Source organism: Paenibacillus darwinianus (assembly GCF_000598065.1).
GTDB lineage: Bacteria > Bacillota > Bacilli > Paenibacillales > Paenibacillaceae > Paenibacillus_I > Paenibacillus_I darwinianus.
In genome coordinates, this window is record NZ_KK082136.1 from 25,656 (window position 1) to 43,537 (window position 17,882).

Sequence of the window (17,882 nt, forward strand, 5' to 3'; positions counted from 1 at the left end):
TTCACCGGCTCCCGCTCGTCGCCGGAGCCGTTCTTGCTGTTGTCGTCGCTCACCGGCTGGTCACCCGCTTCCCGGTTTTCGCTTCGTAGCGTATTTTCTCCTGAAGCTTGTTGATACCGTAGATCAGCGCCGCCGGGTTCGGCGGGCAGCCCGGTATATATACATCGACGGGCACGATCTGATCGACGCCCTTTATCACCGCATAGGACTTCACATACGGACCGCCCGCCGTGGCGCAGGAGCCCATCGCAATAACCCACTTGGGCTCAGGCATCTGGTCGTACAGCCTGCGGAGCAGCGGCCCCATCTTCTTGGTCACCGTTCCGGCGACGATCATGACGTCCGACTGGCGCGGCGAAGTGCGAAACATGACCCCGAAGCGGTCCAGGTCATAATGGGAAGCGCCCGTGCCCATCATCTCGATCGCGCAGCAGGCGAGGCCGAACGTCAGCGGCCACAGCGAGTTGCTTCGCGCCCAGGCCTTCAACTGCTCGAGCGTCCCCATAAACACGTTGCGTTCCAGCTCCGCCCGCTCTTCCGGCGTAATCGACTCTAAACGGAATTCCATTTCAGCACCTTCTTCTTCCATGCGTAGAGTAGCCCAACGAGCAGCAGGGAGACGAAAATCAGCATCTCGACCAGCACAAAGAGGCCAAACTGCTTATACGCAACGGCCCAGGGATATAAGAAAACGGTTTCCACATCAAAAATAACAAACATCAACGCAAACAGATAATAGCGGACATTAAACCGCACTTGCCCTTCGCCGACCGGTACGTTGCCGCTCTCGTACGTCGTCCGCTTCTCCTCCGTCGGCTTGCTTGGCCGCAGAAACCGGCCGATGGTAAGCGCCGTCACGGGGAGCAGGATGCCGAGCAGGATGAAGATGGATACGATCACATAGTTGTTGATGTACTTCTCCATTCAATCGCCTCCGTGCGTAGGATATCGGCCCGGCCGCACCGGTTCCGATGCAAAATACCTTCACAATTATAGCAAAAGCATCCCTGCACGTCTATGATGGAGTTGTCCTCCGGAATTGTGCCGCGCACGCGAAAAACGCCTCCGCAAACCGATTCGGATCGTGCGTGGCGTTCGTTTAGAACACACGGTGCGGCATGGCAAAAAGCCGCCGCGCCGCATCGATCGATGCGGACGGCGGCCCTGTCATCGCAAAGCCTGGCGCTTCGATCATCATCGACGGATCCTCGCCGCCCGGAAGCTACCTTCTGCGCGCCTCGGTGAGATGGAATTGGCCGACCAGCTGCTGCAGGAACGCGGTGATCGCCTCCACATAATGCGAGGTATGGCGCACATGCTGAATGCCGTCGACCAGCTCTTTTACGCGCCCCTCGACCTCTGCCGACACATGCCGGTTCTCCATGCTGACGGCTGCCACATTTTCCATCAAGCGCACCACCTCGTCCACAACCTGCGTCTTCAGCGTATCCTCCGCCTTCGCCGACTTCAGAATCTCCGACGCTGCGACAACAAGCTCCGCTCCCTCTTCGACAACCTTCGTGCCCGCTTCCATCGACGCATATGCGGCCTGTGCATTCTGCCGGATATGATGAACGATCTGGTGCACCTCGTCCGTCGATTGGCGCGTCAGATCGGCCAGCTTGCGGATTTCCGAAGCCACGACCGCGAAACCCCGCCCATGCTCGCCCACCCGTGCCGCTTCGATCGAAGCATTAAGCGCGAGCAGCTGTGTTTGCCCCGATATTTCCTCTATGACCTGCAGCACATTCCGGATCTCCTCGGCGGTATGCATGAACTCGCGAATCGTACCGTTCGTTTCGGCTACCTTGTCGGTGATCTGGCTCATTTTGTCCCCGATCCGCCCGACCTCTCCCTCCGCCACGGCAATCTGCTCGGAGGCCTGCTGCTCCAGCTGCTGCAGCGTCAGCCGCATTTCGCCTGCCACATCCTTGGCGATGTCGATATCCTTCAGCTGCTTGCGGAGGCTGCGGATCATGTCGTGTACCTGCGTTCCCATCCGCTCGGTCGCCTCTGCCGTCGAATCGGCCGATTCGTTCAGCAGCTTCTGGCTGTCCAGCACGTCGGCCGAAGCCATTTTCACCTGCAGCATAATGCCTTCAAGCGAGTCGATCATATTGTTGATCCATTTGGCCAGGTCGCGCGTCTCGTCGTTCCTGAAGTCCTCCTGCGGAAGCCGCATCGTCAGATCACCCTTGCCCTCCGCGTTGACGCGGATGAAGCGGCTGATTCTGCGCAGCTGCAGGGCGGTCCGCCGCCCGGTCCGACGCTGCACGACGCCCGACATGATCCAGCCAAACGCCAGGTTGAAGGCAATCGCCGCCGCCGCCGTGATCAGCGCCGACGCCTGCGAAGCGACGAGATATACAAGAACGCCCGTCAGCCATGCGAGTCCGACGAACGAAAGCATCTGCATGCGCCACTGCTCCCAGGCCACGCTGCGGTTGCGGTATACCTCCTCCAGATCGCCCTCGCACATCATCCCCCATACATCCGGACAATGCGGCAATTGGAAGGTGACACCCTTGCCGATGACGGGAATATGGCGGTAATCGGAATAGCCGGGAAATTCGACGACAAGATTGCTCCCGTTCCGGATCGTATTCGCAACGCCCGGGTGCAGCTCGCCCGTTGCCGGGTCGGTGAACGTCAGCTCCAGCTCAGTATGGTCCTTCACCGACACGATACCCCAATCGGTGCGGACGCCATCCTTCAGGTTGTCGCCGCGCGTGAACGTCCGGTCCTCGAACCGGCTACGGGACAGCGCGGTGCCCGGCGGGATCTGCTTGTTCAGTCCGGGCTTGGCCATGAAAATATAGTTATCTCCGGAATCGGGATACACATGGCCAGACTCCCGCTGAATCAGATCGCCCAGCACATCGTTCGGCACCCTTCCGCAGACGGCGCCCGCCCATTCGCCGCCCGCCAGGATTGGCTGTATGAACAGCAGCGTCATTTCATCGTGGAACGAGGAAGAGCGCGGTCCGATGGTCAAGGTCAGCTCGTCGACGAACGGACCGAACAAGCATTTGCGTCCTCCGTCTTCCTTGGCGTAAGCGAGGCCTTTGGCGATAGGCGAAACACCGCCATAGCTCCGCCCTTCGTGCGGCCTCCACGTCGAATACGCCACCTGGCCGTCCGCCGACAGCACGAACAGCTCCGTGAAATCAGTCCCCCGCGTGTATGCGTTCGTGATCAGGCGATCCAGCATCTCTCGCGATTCTCCGACGCCGTCTTGAAGATTCGGCCCTTGCGCGTGAAGCTGGGCGCTCAACCGGTCAAGATGCCCCCAATACTCCGACGTCCATGAGGTCAGCAGCTGCTTGCGGGTATCCGCAATGCCTTCAAAAATATCCTCGACATCGTCCTTCATCTCCCGGTTCAACCGGTAAGACCACCACAGCTTGTATCCTTCCCGCCAACCCAGCCATCCGAACATCCGACCACTCCCGTTCCCTCTTTTATGTATGTCAGTTATTATAACGCGGAATAAACAGAATTTCAAAGTAATTTGCAGATTTACCCATTAATATGGCAGGTAATATGACTTTTACGTGATTTTTTGACAGCAAAAAAGCTGCCCCCTCGGCCCTTACGGTCCGATGGAACAGCTTTGCTGCATGGCTTATTACCGTTTGTCGCTGACATCCAGACGGTTCATGGCGCGCTGAAGCGCCAATTCCGCACGGCGGAAGTCGATTTCGTCCTTCTTCGCGGCGGACAGACGCTGCTCCGCGCGCTGCTTGGCAGCCTGCGCGCGATCCACGTCGATATCGCCCGGAAGCTCCGCCGATTCGGCCAGAATGACGACCTTCTCCTTGCGGATTTCAACGAAGCCGCCGTTCACGGCAACGATTTGCTCGCTGCCGCCCTGCTTGATCTTGACCGATGAAATCTTCAGCGGCGTTACCATTGGGATATGGTTCGGCAGAATACCGAGTTCACCCGCAATCCCTCTGACGACAATCATATTCACATCCTGGGCGTATACTTTACGCTCCGGGGTTACGATCTCCAGCAAAAAAGTACTCACGTGGATACCTCCCGCCTCTTACGCCTTACAGCGTTTTGGCTTTCTCCACTGCCTCTTCAATCGTGCCTACATAACGGAACGCCGGTTCAGGCAGCTCATCATGCTTGCCTTCGAGAATTTCCTTAAAGCTGCGCACGGTTTCTTTAACCGGCACATAGATCCCTTTCTGACCCGTGAACGGTTCAGCAACGTGGAACGGCTGGGACAGGAAGTTCTGGATTTTACGAGCGCGTGCAACGGTCAGCTTGTCTTCCTCGGACAATTCGTCCAAACCGAGGATAGCGATGATGTCCTGCAGCTCCTTGTAGCGCTGCAAAATACGCTTCACGCCTTGTGCGACGTCGTAGTGCTCTTGTCCGACGACTTCCGGGCTCAGAATCCGCGAGCTCGAAGCCAGCGGGTCAACGGCCGGGAAAATACCCATCTCGGAAATTTTACGCTCCAGGTTGGTCGTTGCGTCCAAGTGGGCGAACGTCGTAGCAGGAGCCGGGTCCGTGTAATCGTCCGCCGGTACGTAGATCGCCTGGATCGACGTAACGGAACCTTTTTTCGTGGAAGTGATTCGCTCCTGCAATTGACCCATCTCGGTTGCCAGCGTCGGCTGGTAACCTACCGCGGAAGGCATCCGGCCGAGAAGAGCCGAAACCTCGGAACCGGCTTGCGTGAAGCGGAAGATGTTGTCGATGAAGAGCAGAACGTCGCGGCCTTCCGCGTCGCGGAAGTACTCGGCCATCGTCAGACCCGTCAGGGCAACGCGCAGACGCGCGCCCGGCGGCTCGTTCATTTGACCGAACACCATCGCCGTTTTGCCGATAACGCCGGAATCCTTCATCTCGTGGTACAAGTCGTTGCCCTCACGGGTACGCTCGCCCACGCCGGCGAATACGGAAATACCGCCGTGCTCTTGTGCGATGTTGTTGATCAGCTCCTGGATCGTAACGGTTTTGCCTACGCCCGCGCCGCCGAACAGGCCGATCTTGCCACCCTTGGCGTAAGGCGCGAGCAGGTCGATAACCTTGATACCGGTTTCCAGGATTTCCGCTTGCGTCGACAGCTCATCGAACGCCGGCGCTTGACGGTGGATTGGCAGCTTAACTTCAGCCGCCGGAGCCGGCTCGTTGTCGATCGGCTCACCAAGTACGTTAAATACGCGGCCGAGCGTTGCGGTCCCTACCGGTACCGTGATTGGACCGCCGAGGTCCAAAGCTTCAACGCCGCGAACCAGACCATCCGTGGAGCTCATGGCGACTGCACGCACCATGTTGTCTCCGAGGTGGACGGCCACTTCCAGCGTCAGACTGAGGTCTTTCGCGCCTTGCTGGCCTTTTTGTTCGACTTTGATCGCGTTCAGGATGTCCGGCAGTTGTCCGCGTTCGAACTCAATGTCGACGACCGGACCGGTGACGGATATCACGCGTCCCTTTTTCATGGTTTTCCCTCCTGTTTCCTGCATCTCACACTGCGTTCATATCCCAAGCGATCCGTTGAATGCCGAAACCGCCTTATCCTTGTGCGTTCGCACCGGCAACGATCTCGGAAATCTCCTGCGTAATGGCCGCTTGACGCGCCCGGTTGTACGACAGGGTCAAGCTCTGGATCATCTTCTGCGCATTTTTCGTCGCGGAGCCCATTGCGGTCATCTTCGCGCCGAATTCGCTCGCTTTGCCTTCCAGCATCGCGCTGTAAATAATCGTCTCCGCATATTTCGGAAGCAGCACGTTCAACACTTCCTCCGCGGAAGGCTCATACTCATAGCTCGTAACGCCAGCCGTACCGCCGGCCGTGACATCGCTCAGCGGCAGCAGCTTTTTCTCCGTCGGAATCTGGGTCAGCGCGTTAACGAACTCGTTGTAGTACAGGTACAGCTCGTCATAGAGGCCTTCTTCGAAGCCTTTGACGGCCTGGTTCGCGATCGACTTGATGTCGGCGAAGCTCGGCGAATCGGACAGACCCGTCACTTCCTGCCGGATCGGCATATTGCGGCGGCGGAAGTAGTCGAGGCCTTTGCGGCCGATGACGAACAGTTCGTACTCGTCGGCCGACTTGTGCCGCTCGCGGATGGTGACGAACACTTTACGCAAAATGTTCGCGTTGTAGCCGCCGGCCAGACCGCGGTCGGACGTAATGATGAGATAACCGGTCTTCTTGATCTCGCGCGCTTGCAGCAAAGGGTGTTTAACGCCCTTGGTGCCGGCCGCGATACTCCCGACGACCTCTTTGATCTTATCCGCGTAAGGGCGCGCTGCCGTAGCAGCCTCTTGCGCACGGCGCAATTTTGCCGCCGCGACCATTTCCATCGCCTTGGTGATTTGCATCGTGTTTTGGGTCGACTTGATACGGCCTTTTACTTCACGCATGCCTTTAGCCATCGTGGTTTCACCCGCCTTTTTGTTGCAGTAAGCCGCTCCCGTTAGACGACCCGGTCGCGGTATTCTATCATCGCCCTCTTAGACGGCGAAGCTTCTTTTGAATTTCGTAATGGCTTCCGCCAGCGCTTTCTCGGTATCGGCGCTCAGATCCTTGGAATCGCGGATTGCCCTTGCAATTTCAGGGCTGTTGGATTCCAGATATGCGTGAAGCTCTTGCTCGAAGCGTCCGATTCGATCAACCGGCAGATCATCCAAGTGGCCTTTAACGGCTGCGAAGATGGAGATAACCTGCTTCTCGACCGGCAGCGGCTGGTTCACGCCTTGCTTCAGAATTTCAAGCGTACGGGCACCGCGCGTCAGCTGTGCTTGCGTCGCTTTGTCGAGGTCGGAGCCGAACGCTGCGAATGCCGCGAGCGAACGGTATGCCGCGAGGTCCAGACGAAGCGTTCCGGCAACCTTCTTCATCGCTTTAATCTGCGCCGCACCGCCTACGCGGGAGACGGAGATACCGACGTTAACAGCCGGACGCTGGCCGGAGTAGAACAGGTCGGACTCCAGGAAGATCTGACCGTCGGTTATTGAAATCACGTTTGTCGGGATGTATGCGGAAACGTCGGACGCTTGCGTCTCGATGAACGGCAATGCGGTCAAGGAACCGCCGCCGAGTTCGTCGTTCAGCTTCGCCGCGCGCTCCAGCAGACGGGAGTGCAGGTAGAAAACGTCGCCCGGGTAGGCTTCCCGGCCCGGAGGACGACGAAGCAGCAAGGACAGCTCGCGGTATGCGGCAGCCTGTTTCGACAAGTCATCATAAATAACGAGCACATGCTCGCCTTTGTACATGAAGTATTCGCCCATTGCACAGCCTGCGTATGGAGCCAGGAAGAGCAGCGGCGACGGCTCGGAAGCCGAAGCGGTCACGATGATCGTGTAGTCGAGCGCGCCGTGGCGGCGAAGCGTTTCAACGACGTTGGCTACCGTCGATTGCTTCTGGCCGATGGCGACGTAGATACATTTCACGCCGTTGCCTTTTTGATTGATGATCGTATCGATCGCGATCGCGGTTTTACCCGTTTGACGGTCGCCGATAATGAGCTCGCGTTGGCCGCGGCCGATCGGAACCATCGCGTCGATCGCCTTGATACCGGTTTGCATCGGCTCGTGAACCGATTTCCGCGCGAATACGCCGGGAGCCGGGGATTCGACCGGACGGAATTCCGTCGTCGCTACAGGACCCTTCCCGTCGATCGGCTGGCCAAGCGGGTTTACGACGCGGCCCAGCAGCGCTTCGCCGACCGGAACTTCCATAATGCGGCCGGTACGCTTCACTTGGTCGCCTTCGCGGATATCCGTGTAAGGTCCGAGAATAACGACACCGACATTGTTTTCCTCCAGGTTGAGGGCCATGCCGACAACGCCGTTGGCGAATTCGAGCAATTCGCCGGACATGGCGTTCTCCAGGCCGTGCACGCGAGCGATACCGTCACCGACTTGGATGACTGTGCCGACGTCGACGACTTGAATTTCCGATTTATATTGTTCGATCTGCTGTTTGATCAGCGTGCTGATCTCATCAGGTCTGATACTCAATTCGCTCACCCCTATCTACAGTGCTTGAGATTTCAACGATTGTTCGAGCCGCGCCAGCTTGCCGGACAAGCTGCCGTCATACAGACGATCACCGATCCGCACCTGGATGCCGCCGAGCAGCGAAGGCTCCACGACTTGCTCCGCGCGAATCGCTTTGCCTGCAACGGCGCTGAAGCGTGCCCCAACTTTCGTCAGTTCATCAGCGTCGAGCGGCTTGGCCGTATAGACGATGGCATCCGCTTGTCCAAGCGCCTCGCCGGCCACTTTCTTATAGGCGCCATATACGCCTTCAATGTCTTCCTGACGGCCCCGTTCGACAAGCAGTTCAATCGTATTGATGACTGCGTCCGACACCTTCCCGGACAAAGCTTGCCTGAGGATGGCTGTCTTCCGTGACGATTCGATGTTCGGGAATGCAAGAAACTTCGCGATCTCGGCATCCGATCCGATCGCCTCGACGACCGCTTTCAGCTCCTGCTCGACGCCGGCTACCGCATTGTTCGCGTCAGCCACCTCGAACAGCGCTTTGGCGTAACGCTTGGCTACGACGGATCCCCGGCTCATGACGACTTCCCTACTTCATTCAGGTATCGGTCGACCAACTGCTCCTGGGACTTCTCGTCGATTTGCTTCTCGATAATCTTCGAAGCGATGAGGACGGACATGCCGCTCACCTGGCTGCGAAGAGCCGCAATCGCTTTGTTCTTCTCGTTCTCGATATCTTTAACGGCTTCATCCTTCAGTCGCACCGATTCCGTCTTGGCTGCTGCCAGGATGTCGTCCGCCTGCTTGGTGCTCGTCGCTCTGGCTTGCTCGATGATGTCATGCGCTTCCTTGCGTACTTGCTGGAGCGCTTGCTTCTGCTCCTCCATGTTGCGTTCGGCTTCTTTGCGGCTGGATTCCGCAGCCGAGATTTCTTCTTTCACGAGTTCTCGGCGCTTCTCCATGATTGCGAACAAAGGACCAAATGCGTATTTGTTCAACAGTAAATATAAGCCCAAGAACGCAATCATCGTAATGACTGTCGATTCCCAATTAAATTCCACGGCTGACACTCCTTTCTTACTGAACGTTCATGCACTTGCAGCAAACGAAGGAAACTTCCTCCACTTGTCAAATAGTAGGTTTGCAGTCATCAAAACGAAGGCGTGGAGGGCTGACGCCTTCCCCGCCGCGTTCGTTTCGACTTGTACATTACGCTCCGAAGTAGAGCAAGAAACCGATAACGACACCGATAATCGGCACGACCTCGACGATACCTACGCCGATAAACATCGTCGTTTGCAGCGTACCACGGAGCTCCGGCTGACGGGAAATGCCTTCTACTGTCTTGCTGACGATCATACCGTTACCAATACCTGCGCCGAGCGCGCCCAAACCGATTGCTAAAGCTGCTGCCAAAAATTCCATTGTGAAAATCCTCCTCAATAATTAGGTAGTAGTCTGTTATATGGTTCTATCCCGGACCTTCCGTTAAAGGATACGCCGAGTTCATACAGAAGGCAGTTAATGATGTTCTTCGTCGTGCTCGTGGATCGTTGCCTGCGAAATGTATACCATCGTCAGGATCGTGAACAGGAACGCCTGAATGGCGCCGACAAAAACGCTGAATCCCTGCCATACGGCCATAAGCGGCAAGCCGATCCACCCCATCATCAGGATGGTCGAGATAAGCACCTCGCCTGCGAAGATGTTAGCGTACAAACGCAATGCAAGCGTCAGCGGTTTTGCGGCTTCTTTCATCACGTTAAGCGGAAAGAAGACCGGGAACGGTTCAAAATAGTGTTTCAGGTAGTGTTTCGTATTGCGCGTCAGCCCCAGGAAATGGACGAGAATGAACACGATGATCGCAAGGCCCGCCGTAACGGACAGGTCTGCCGTCGGCGACTTCCACCAGGCGAAAGAGATGTGCTTGCCTTCCTCGTGCAGCCGCTCCACTTCTTCCCCGCTCATGATTTGCATCCCAAGAACGGTTACCGGCCCTTTGTGCGCATCGTCCAGCTCCGTTACGACACCGAAAGGCAGCCCGAGCAGGTTGGAGACGAAAATGAACATGATCAGCGTCATGCCGAGGGACACATAGGTCTTCGCCTTGCTCAATGGCATGGTGCTGGCAATCGTATTGTGTACGAATTCGGCCACCCATTCCAGAAAGTTCTGAATCTTGGACGGGTTATGAACGGAGAGGTTGCTGACCGCCGCTCTCGCAAGCGCGAACACGACAATGCATGAGACAAGAATCGCAAGGATTGAAGAAAGGTCAAAGTTCAACCCCCCGAGCTCAACAACCGGAAAAAAATGCATGAAGTAATTTCACCCCTTTCCACCGGATCATTTATTATTGTTCGTCAATGCTGTGAAATAAACCGAAATCTGGACTAAAAAACAGCTCGCCAACGCAGCGGGTAATGCAAAATGTTCCGGAAAGCGGTAAGCCGTCATAACAGCGAGCAGAACGGTGGCCAGCCGCCCGGCGAGACCGAGCGTCATTTTCCTCTCTCCGTGTTCAGCCGCGGTCTTGCCGATCAGTTCGATCCTTCTGCGCAATAAAAACGCATTCACGATACTGGCCGTTGTTCCCAAAATCAATCCGGCCGCAACCGGCCTGCCTTCAGGAATCAGCACCCACGCCACCAATAATGCGGACAGAAAAAAATACGCGTAGCGAATGGCTTTCTTCAATATGTCATCCATCGCTACCCCCCAGTACACGCTTCAGCAGAATGACGCACGAAAGTATACCGGCGGCGAGACCAAACAGAATCCCGCCGACGATCCATCCGCGGGTTCCGCCAAGCCAGTCGCCCAAAAAATAGCCCAATAAGATACATATCGCCATATCTATCCCCATGACACCGACCAATCCGGCCGCTCGCCAAGGGTTATCATCGCGGCGCTTCTGGTTCATCGGCTTGTACCCCTGCTGATCCTCATTTATTTTATCCAAGCGGCGTCACCTTTGTCAATCGATATAAAATCAAACATTCGGTGAACAAACATTCGAAAACCCTTGATATTACTGGATTCTTCCACATTCATAACCATACAGTGCCACTGTATGCTGTAATCTTTCGCATTTGCCGGACAGCTGTGAACATTGTGTGTCCGGAGCTTCTTAAACCGAGAACTTGTCCGGGCGGTCGCTGCGGCGGCCGAAATGATGCAGAATCGCCTGCACGATTCGCTCCGATGCGCGCCCGTCGCCGTAAGGGTTGGCCGCTTGGCTCATCCGCACGTAGGCGATGCGGTCGGTCAGCAGCTTGCGCGCGCCTTCGAAAACCTCGTTCTCCTCCGTCCCGACCAGCTCGAGCGTGCCTGCCGCAATGCCTTCAGGCCGCTCCGTCGTATCGCGCAGCACCAGGGTCGGAACCCCGAACGAAGGCGCCTCCTCCTGCAAGCCGCCCGAATCCGTCATGATCATATAGGCGTGCGGATAGAAATTATGGAACTCGAACACGTCGAGCGGGTCGATCAGCCGGATGCGCGGATGGCCGCCGAGAATTTCGTTCGCCGGCTCGCGCACCGCAGGATTCGGATGAACGGCGTACACGAAGGCGACATCCTCGAATTCATCCGCCAATCGTTTGACCGCGCGAAAAATGTTGCGGTGAGGCTCGCCGATCGCCTCGCGCCGATGTGCCGTCATGAGCACCATCCGCTTGCCCTGCGCCCATTCCAGCACCGGGTGGGAGAACGACGGGTCAACCGTGTATTGAAAAACGTCAGTCGCCGTATTGCCGGTGACATACACGCGCGATTCCGGCTTGTTTTCTTTAAGCAGGTTGCCTGCCGACCAATCGGTGGGCGCGAAATGAACGTCGGACAGGACGCCGGCCAGCTGACGGTTCATCTCCTCGGGATAAGGCGACAGCTTGTTCCAGGTGCGCAGGCCCGCTTCCACATGCCCCACCTGGATCTGCTGCAGGAACGCGGCATAGCTGGCAAGGAACGTCGTTTGCGTATCGCCGTGCACGAGCACGATATCCGGCTTCGCTTCCGCGAGCACCGGCTCCAGTCCTTCAATGACCCGGATCGTCGTGCCGGTCAGCGTCTGCCGGTCCTTCATCACGTTCAGATCATAATCCGGACGGATTTCAAAAAATTGCAGCACCTGGTCCAGCATTTCGCGATGCTGCGCCGTCACGCAGACAATCGGCTCGATCTCCTCCGGATGCTTCTGCAGCTCGAGGACGAGCGGCGCCATTTTCACCGCTTCCGGACGGGTGCCGAACACGGTCATGACCTTCAATTTATGCAAGACAGTCACTCCTAAATCAAGGTTATAAATACAGTTACTTCGTGCCGAACAGACGGTCGCCCGCGTCCCCGAGGCCCGGTACGATGTAGCCGTGCTCGTTCAGGCGCTCGTCCAGCGCGGCGACATACAAATCGACGTCCGGATGGGCGCTCCTCACCGCTTCCACACCCTCCGGCGCCGCGATCAGCACCATGAGCTTCAAATGCGTGCAGCCCCGCTTCTTCAGCGCGGAGAGCGCCGCGTTCGCGGAGCCGCCGGTCGCAAGCATCGGATCGATGACGATCAGCATCCGTTCCTGGGCGTCCGTAGGGAGATTTATGTAGTATTCGACCGGCTGCAGCGTTTCCTCGTTGCGATAAAGGCCGATGTGACCGACCTTGGCGGACGGGATCAGCTGCAGGATGCCGTCGACCATGCCCAGCCCTGCGCGCAGAATCGGAACCAGGCCGATCATGCGGCCGGACAGCACAGCGCTCTCCATCTCGGCAACCGGCGTTTCGATCGTTGTGTGCTCGAGCGGCGCTTCACGCGTAATCTCGTACGCCATCAGCGTCGCCACCTCGCCGACCAGCTCGCGGAAGTCCTTGGTGATCGTATTCTTGTCGCGAATAAACGTCAGCTTGTGTTGAATTAATGGATGGTCGCAAATGACCAGTTTACCCATACGTGCTCCTCCTTGCCCTTGCTTCGTTTGCCGGGATGGCCCGGCACTCCGTTCAGGCGCATAATCCCGTATATTATACCATTGTAACGACAAGTCTGCACAACCGGATAGCATGACGATGTCGCTTCGTGCTTCCCCCTATCGCAAAAAGCTGTCCGGCATCGTCGCCGGACAGCTCTTTTGTTAGACTATCACGAATTAATATTTCATTTCCGGATAGAGCGGGAACTGGGCGGTCAGGTTGCGGACCATGCCGCGCGCTTTCTCGAGGACGGCGGTGTCCTTCGGGTTCTTAAGCGTCATGGCAATGACCTGCGCGATGGTTTTCATCGCGTTCTCGTCCATGCCGCGGGACGTGACCGCCGGCGTGCCGATGCGAATGCCGCTGGTGACGAACGGGCTGGTCGGGTCGAATGGAATCGCGTTCTTGTTGACCGTGATGGCCACGGAATCGAGCACATGCTCGGCTTCCTTGCCCGTGATGTTCAGGTTCCGCGTATCAATCAGCATGAGGTGGTTATCCGTGCCGCCGGAAACGAGGTTCAGCCCCTCGGCCAGCAGCGACTCGGCCAGCACTCGCGCGTTGTTCACGACATTCTGCGCGTACGTTTTGAAGGACGGCTGCAGCGCTTCGCCGAGCGCCACGGCCTTCGATGCGATGACGTGCATGAGCGGTCCGCCCTGCGAGCCGGGGAACACTGCCTTATCGATCGCCGCCGCCCATGGCTGACGGCACAGAATCAGGCCGCCGCGCGGCCCGCGGAGCGTCTTGTGCGTCGTCGTCGTGACAAAATGGGCGTGCGGCACCGGGTTCGGGTGCAAGCCTGCCGCAACGAGACCGGCGATATGGGCCATGTCGACCATAAACAGCGCGCCTACGTCTTGTGCGATTTGGCCGAGCTTCTCAAAATCGATGATGCGCGGGTATGCGCTCGCGCCGGCAACGATCAGGCGAGGGCGGTGCTTGAACGCCGCTTTGCGCACTTCTTCATAGTCGATCGTAAACGAGTTCTCGTCCACGCCGTAAGCGACGAAATTGTAGAGCAAGCCGGATGCGTTAACCGGGCTGCCGTGCGTCAAGTGGCCGCCGTGGGCCAGGTTCATACCGAGCACGGTGTCGCCGGGCTGGAGCGCCGCCAGATAGACGGCCATGTTCGCCTGCGCTCCCGAATGCGGCTGGACGTTGGCATGATCGGCGCCGAACAGCTCCTTCGCGCGGTTGCGCGCGATATCCTCGGCGATGTCGACGTATTCGCAGCCGCCGTAGTAACGCTTGCCCGGATAGCCTTCCGCGTATTTGTTGGTCAGCACGGTGCCCATTGCCTCCAGCACCGCTTCGCTTACGATATTCTCCGATGCGATCAGCTCGATATTGTCACGCTGGCGCTGCAGCTCAAGGCCTAGCGCCTTGATGATTTCCGGGTCTTGCTTACGCAAATTCTCCATGAACTATAAATCCCCCTCAAGTTTTGTGAAGCGCAGCTTTTTTGAGCGGCGTCGCGGCAAAATACTTCGAAAGCATACGCTTATAAAATAGCTTCATTCGCACGTTCCGCTTTCTTCCTCTGCAGCCGTCTCAGGCTCCAGCCGATAGACGGCTCGGGCGCCTCCGATCAGCTTCGGCCGCGTGATCGCCATCGTGACGCGGGCTGCGCCGATCGTCCGGATCGACGGCCGGACCGGCACCGCAACCCGGCGCAGGTGCATGCCGATCAGCGTCTCGCCGATGTCGAGGCCGGCATGCGCCTGCACGCTGTCCACCAGCACCGCATCCTTCAGCTGCCGGAAAGCGTAGGCCGCCATGGATCCGCCGGCGCCCGGTATCGGCACGGCCGACACTTCCTCGAGCGCATAACGTTCCGCGGCATCCCGGGTCGTAACCAGAGCGCGGTTCAAATGCTCGCAGCACTGATACACCGGATAAAATCCGACGTCCCGCCGCACGGCCTCGACCCCCGCGTAGATCGCAGCGGCCGCCTCGGTCGTGCCGGACGTGCCGATTCGGCGGCCGATCACTTCGCTCGTGCTCGTCCCGATGACGAGCAGACGGCCTGCCTGCAAGCGAGCGGCGGACGCAAGCTCGCGGACGATTATCTCCACATCTGCAGCAATCGCATCAAACCGGTTCTCGTTCATAGCCAGCACCTCTTACGGATGCAAAGTATATTTGTCTTCAAGCGCCTTGACCTTGTTCAGCCTGCCAATGTGCCGCTCGCCGTTCGAAAATTCCGTCCCGACCCAAATCTTGACGATTTCCTCCGCAAGACCCGGGCCAATCACCCGTTCTCCCATCGCCAGCACATTCGAATCGTTATGATCGCGCGTCGCCTGGGCGGAGAACATATCGTGCACGAGCGCGCAGCGGATACCCGGGATTTTGTTGGCCGCAATCGACATGCCGATTCCCGTGCCGCAAACGAGAATGCCGCGGTCCGCCTTGCCCTCTACGACCGCGTCACATACCGGAACCGCATAATCCGGATAATCGACCGACTGATCGCAGTCGCAGCCGAAATCCTCCACCTCGTGGCCGAGCTCCTTCAGGAACGTGACGATGTCGTCTTTCAACCGGAAACCCCCGTGATCGGCGCCGATTGCAATTTTCATGACCTTCTACCTCCCATGGTTGTTCGTCATGTCCATTATACCCAATCCACTGCCAAAAGACGAAAAAAGAGCATGACGCGCTTAACTAGCACGCTGCTCTTTGCCCAGGCGACCGGCCGTATGTTCCGATGCTCCACCGTGGTTACCCACTTCCGTCGCCAGTCACATCGGATCCGTCTTATTACATCCATCATACCGGATTGCCCGGCCAAAATCAATCGTTCTTCGCACCGGTTTCATGCGAATTTTCCAGCGAGTGCAGCAGTCTGTCCACCGCCTCCGCGATTTCATCGGCCACCAGCCGGTAGCGCTGCAAGGAACCGCCGAACGGATCGGCTATATCGAAGCTCGGTATGCGCTGTTCAATCTCAAGCAGCCGCGCGCGCTCATCATCGGTAAGCTTCGCACCAAGCGCCTGGCGAACCTGCCACTCCGAATAGAGCCGCTCCAGCTCCGCGATATCGGCCAGCACCTCGGACCGGTCCTCGACATATTCCTTCAGCGTATGGATTTTGTCGACCGCCTGAGGGAATCGTTCGATCAGATGGCGTTTGTGGTTGGTCGTCATTGCCAATATAAGATCGGCCCATTCCACCGTTTGAGCCGTGAGCGCACTTGATGCTCCGCCGAGCGGAATCTCCATGGCCCGCAGCGTTTCCTGCGCATGCTCGGACACCGGCAATCCGTCCATAGTCGACACGCCGGCCGACCGGACCTCAAGCGCAATTCCTCTGACGCGGGCCCGTTCCCGGAGCATGGCTTCCGCCATCGGGCTGCGGCATGTGTTGCCGGTGCAGACGAATAAGACGCGTTTCACGCGGCACTACCCCTTTCCTCAGCGTCCGCCGGTTGGCGGACGATGCATGGTCCATCGGTTATTGTCTCTTGCCACTTTCTATTATATTAAAAACAGCACCCCAAATGCGAACAAAATAACGCCGCCGCATGCTTCTCCATATTCTCCGAGGCTTTGGCCGACCCTTCGGCCGAGCAAAAGCCCAAGAATGGACATCATTCCCCCGAAAAAACCGAAGGTCAGCACAGTGAACGGAATGTCCGTTGCGAACATTCCCAGCGACACGCCTACCGAGAACGAGTCGACACTGACACTGAGCGCAAACAGCAAAGCCCCCCATATGGTACGATGGTCCAGCAATTGCACGGCATCGCCGCGCAGCGAGCTGTAAATCATATGCCCTCCGAGCAGCACCAGCAGCGCGCCGCCCGCCTTCACGGCCACGCCTCCGAGCAGCATACTCATATATTGGCCCGTGTACATACCCATCAACGGCATCCATATATGGAACAGCGCGATGATCAAACTCAGCTTCAGGATGTCCAGCTTCCGGATTCCTTTAAGGCCGATCCCGATCCCGAGCGAAAAGGCGTCCATGCCGAGCGCCACCGCCATGACCAATACGGTCAGCACTTGTCCCGTTCCCGCTATTGCGGCGTCTGTTGCGACCTGCATCCCTCAATCCCTCCGTGTCCACGACGTTCTCTTCCACTCTATGCGGACAAGTCGGATTTCATGACGGAGTAAGAGGGTTTGCAACAAGGCGCTATACGCGCACGATCCGGTTGCCGGCCGCTTTGGTCAGCCGGTTCATCAGCGCCAGCCCGATACCGCCGCCGGGATCGCACGCTTCCGCCCAGATGCGCTCGACACCGAGCCGGTCGAATTCGCGAAGCGCATCGTACAGCCGATGGGCGGCCGCTTCCAGCCGGTCCTCGCTGCCCAGCGTCAGCACGGTGCCAGCCCGGAAATTCGCAGCCCGCTCGTCAAAGGTCAGCACGCCTGTCCGGCAGCCGGCAAGCCGCGCGGCCGCCTCTTGCGCTTCTATATACAGGCGGACCGCTTCCGGGTCTCCCTCGACCAGCAGCATCTCGCCGCGCGGCGCGTAATGCGCATACTTCATGCCGGGCGAACGGGGAGCGAAACCCGCCTTAGCGGCGCCGGATGCGGCAATCGCGCAAGGGGAACCGATTACGCGAGCGTCGTTCTCGGGACCGGGAGCATCACCGGCCGTCCCTGACCCGTTTCCAGCCGGGTTCGCAGCCGGGTCGGCAGCAGCCGCCGCTCCGCCGAATTCCGCGGCATGCGGCGCGCCGAGCGCCTCGTCCAACTCCACCTCGCAGCCCGCCGCTTCCCGCAGCGCATCCGGCGTCACCCCGCCGGGCCGCAGGATACGGATACGGCCGCCGTCGATTTCCACGACGGTAGACTCCAGTCCGACGTCGGCGGCTCCGCCGTCGATCAGACCGTCGATCCGTCCCGCCAGGTCATCCCGCACATGCGCCGCTCGCGTCGGGCTCGGACGGCCCGAGCGGTTCGCGCTCGGCGCAGCGACCGGGCAACCCGCC

21 protein-coding genes and 1 riboswitch are annotated in these 17,882 nt (G+C 58.3%); all 21 genes read right to left on the bottom strand.

Annotated elements, in window-relative coordinates:
• Window positions 1-49 precede the first annotated feature (49 nt).
• A complete protein-coding gene (locus tag BG52_RS03390; protein ID WP_036583018.1) occupies window positions 50-568 on the bottom strand; it encodes a NuoB/complex I 20 kDa subunit family protein in 519 nt (172 codons plus the stop codon).
• Window positions 553-924 carry an NADH-quinone oxidoreductase subunit A gene (locus BG52_RS03395; RefSeq protein WP_036583020.1) on the bottom strand — a complete coding sequence of 124 codons (372 nt, stop codon included), beginning with the start codon at window positions 922-924 and terminating at the stop codon, window positions 553-555. Before BG52_RS03395 ends, BG52_RS03390 begins: the two co-directional genes overlap by 16 nt.
• 298 nt (window positions 925-1,222) lie before the next feature.
• The gene (locus BG52_RS03400; RefSeq protein ID WP_036583023.1) at window positions 1,223-3,439 is read right to left on the bottom strand and encodes a methyl-accepting chemotaxis protein; all 2,217 of its coding nucleotides are present in this window, start codon (window positions 3,437-3,439) and stop codon (window positions 1,223-1,225) included.
• Between the two features lie 189 nt (window positions 3,440-3,628).
• Complete coding sequence (locus tag BG52_RS03405; RefSeq protein WP_036583025.1) at window positions 3,629-4,033, bottom strand: F0F1 ATP synthase subunit epsilon; 405 nt, start codon at window positions 4,031-4,033, stop codon at window positions 3,629-3,631.
• Between the two features lie 25 nt (window positions 4,034-4,058).
• Complete coding sequence (atpD, locus tag BG52_RS03410; RefSeq protein ID WP_036583027.1) at window positions 4,059-5,462, bottom strand: F0F1 ATP synthase subunit beta; 1,404 nt, start codon at window positions 5,460-5,462, stop codon at window positions 4,059-4,061.
• Window positions 5,463-5,535: 73 nt separating this feature from the next.
• The gene (gene atpG, locus BG52_RS03415) at window positions 5,536-6,402 is read right to left on the bottom strand and encodes an ATP synthase F1 subunit gamma (RefSeq protein ID WP_036583030.1); all 867 of its coding nucleotides are present in this window, start codon (window positions 6,400-6,402) and stop codon (window positions 5,536-5,538) included.
• A gap of 78 nt (window positions 6,403-6,480) precedes the next feature.
• Window positions 6,481-7,989, bottom strand: a complete 1,509-nt coding sequence (atpA, locus tag BG52_RS03420; RefSeq protein ID WP_036583033.1) for a F0F1 ATP synthase subunit alpha — start codon at window positions 7,987-7,989, stop codon at window positions 6,481-6,483.
• Window positions 7,990-8,004: 15 nt separating this feature from the next.
• Window positions 8,005-8,553 carry a F0F1 ATP synthase subunit delta gene (locus BG52_RS03425; RefSeq protein WP_036583036.1) on the bottom strand — a complete coding sequence of 183 codons (549 nt, stop codon included), beginning with the start codon at window positions 8,551-8,553 and terminating at the stop codon, window positions 8,005-8,007.
• Window positions 8,550-9,035, bottom strand: a complete 486-nt coding sequence (gene atpF / locus BG52_RS03430) for a F0F1 ATP synthase subunit B (RefSeq protein ID WP_036583038.1) — start codon at window positions 9,033-9,035, stop codon at window positions 8,550-8,552. The genes BG52_RS03425 and atpF overlap by 4 nt, the downstream gene beginning before the upstream one ends.
• 148 nt (window positions 9,036-9,183) lie before the next feature.
• On the bottom strand, window positions 9,184-9,399 hold the full coding sequence (gene atpE / locus BG52_RS03435; protein WP_036583039.1) for a F0F1 ATP synthase subunit C: 216 nt from the start codon (window positions 9,397-9,399) through the stop codon (window positions 9,184-9,186).
• A 96-nt stretch (window positions 9,400-9,495) separates the two neighbouring features.
• The gene (atpB, locus tag BG52_RS03440) at window positions 9,496-10,293 is read right to left on the bottom strand and encodes a F0F1 ATP synthase subunit A (RefSeq protein ID WP_036583042.1); all 798 of its coding nucleotides are present in this window, start codon (window positions 10,291-10,293) and stop codon (window positions 9,496-9,498) included.
• Between the two features lie 27 nt (window positions 10,294-10,320).
• Window positions 10,321-10,671, bottom strand: coding sequence for an ATP synthase subunit I (locus BG52_RS03445; RefSeq protein WP_223298905.1), 351 nt, complete (start codon window positions 10,669-10,671; stop codon window positions 10,321-10,323).
• 4 nt (window positions 10,672-10,675) lie between these two features.
• Window positions 10,676-10,936 (bottom strand): AtpZ/AtpI family protein, encoded by a 261-nt coding sequence (locus BG52_RS03450; RefSeq protein WP_223298906.1) that lies wholly within the window; start codon window positions 10,934-10,936, stop codon window positions 10,676-10,678.
• Between the two features lie 168 nt (window positions 10,937-11,104).
• Complete coding sequence (gene wecB / locus BG52_RS03455) at window positions 11,105-12,247, bottom strand: non-hydrolyzing UDP-N-acetylglucosamine 2-epimerase (RefSeq protein WP_036583047.1); 1,143 nt, start codon at window positions 12,245-12,247, stop codon at window positions 11,105-11,107.
• Window positions 12,248-12,281: 34 nt separating this feature from the next.
• Window positions 12,282-12,911, bottom strand: coding sequence for a uracil phosphoribosyltransferase (gene upp, locus BG52_RS03460; protein ID WP_036583050.1), 630 nt, complete (start codon window positions 12,909-12,911; stop codon window positions 12,282-12,284).
• Between the two features lie 198 nt (window positions 12,912-13,109).
• Window positions 13,110-14,357, bottom strand: a complete 1,248-nt coding sequence (locus BG52_RS03465; RefSeq protein WP_036583053.1) for a serine hydroxymethyltransferase — start codon at window positions 14,355-14,357, stop codon at window positions 13,110-13,112.
• A 93-nt stretch (window positions 14,358-14,450) separates the two neighbouring features.
• On the bottom strand, window positions 14,451-15,047 hold the full coding sequence (locus BG52_RS03470) for a TIGR01440 family protein (protein ID WP_036583056.1): 597 nt from the start codon (window positions 15,045-15,047) through the stop codon (window positions 14,451-14,453).
• Between the two features lie 12 nt (window positions 15,048-15,059).
• Complete coding sequence (gene rpiB / locus BG52_RS03475; RefSeq protein ID WP_036583057.1) at window positions 15,060-15,518, bottom strand: ribose 5-phosphate isomerase B; 459 nt, start codon at window positions 15,516-15,518, stop codon at window positions 15,060-15,062.
• 95 nt (window positions 15,519-15,613) lie between these two features.
• A riboswitch (ZMP/ZTP riboswitch) is annotated at window positions 15,614-15,694 on the bottom strand.
• 38 nt (window positions 15,695-15,732) lie between these two features.
• A complete protein-coding gene (locus tag BG52_RS03480; protein ID WP_036583060.1) occupies window positions 15,733-16,335 on the bottom strand; it encodes a low molecular weight protein arginine phosphatase in 603 nt (200 codons plus the stop codon).
• A gap of 81 nt (window positions 16,336-16,416) precedes the next feature.
• The gene (locus BG52_RS03485; RefSeq protein WP_036583062.1) at window positions 16,417-16,989 is read right to left on the bottom strand and encodes a manganese efflux pump MntP; all 573 of its coding nucleotides are present in this window, start codon (window positions 16,987-16,989) and stop codon (window positions 16,417-16,419) included.
• 91 nt (window positions 16,990-17,080) lie between these two features.
• The coding region (locus BG52_RS03490; RefSeq protein WP_036666831.1) for an L-threonylcarbamoyladenylate synthase at window positions 17,081-17,882 on the bottom strand (802 nt) is incomplete at its 5' end.

Bases quoted from the DNA above. Each gene is read 5' to 3' on its own strand.
- atpD (WP_036583027.1), bottom strand. From the start codon at position 5,462: ATGAAAAAGGGACGCGTGATATCCGTCACCGGTCCGGTCGTCGACATT.
- BG52_RS03425 (WP_036583036.1), bottom strand. From the start codon at position 8,553: ATGAGCCGGGGATCCGTCGTAGCCAAGCGTTACGCCAAAGCGCTGTTC.
- BG52_RS03470 (WP_036583056.1), bottom strand. From the start codon at position 15,047: ATGAACGAGAACCGGTTTGATGCGATTGCTGCAGATGTGGAGATAATC.
- BG52_RS03390 (WP_036583018.1), bottom strand. From the start codon at position 568: ATGGAATTCCGTTTAGAGTCGATTACGCCGGAAGAGCGGGCGGAGCTG.
- upp (WP_036583050.1), bottom strand. From the start codon at position 12,911: ATGGGTAAACTGGTCATTTGCGACCATCCATTAATTCAACACAAGCTG.
- atpB (WP_036583042.1), bottom strand. From the start codon at position 10,293: ATGCATTTTTTTCCGGTTGTTGAGCTCGGGGGGTTGAACTTTGACCTT.
- BG52_RS03400 (WP_036583023.1), bottom strand. From the start codon at position 3,439: ATGTTCGGATGGCTGGGTTGGCGGGAAGGATACAAGCTGTGGTGGTCT.
- BG52_RS03465 (WP_036583053.1), bottom strand. From the start codon at position 14,357: ATGGAGAATTTGCGTAAGCAAGACCCGGAAATCATCAAGGCGCTAGGC.
- atpE (WP_036583039.1), bottom strand. From the start codon at position 9,399: ATGGAATTTTTGGCAGCAGCTTTAGCAATCGGTTTGGGCGCGCTCGGC.
- rpiB (WP_036583057.1), bottom strand. From the start codon at position 15,518: ATGAAAATTGCAATCGGCGCCGATCACGGGGGTTTCCGGTTGAAAGAC.
- atpG (WP_036583030.1), bottom strand. From the start codon at position 6,402: ATGGCTAAAGGCATGCGTGAAGTAAAAGGCCGTATCAAGTCGACCCAA.
- BG52_RS03485 (WP_036583062.1), bottom strand. From the start codon at position 16,989: ATGCAGGTCGCAACAGACGCCGCAATAGCGGGAACGGGACAAGTGCTG.
- BG52_RS03395 (WP_036583020.1), bottom strand. From the start codon at position 924: ATGGAGAAGTACATCAACAACTATGTGATCGTATCCATCTTCATCCTG.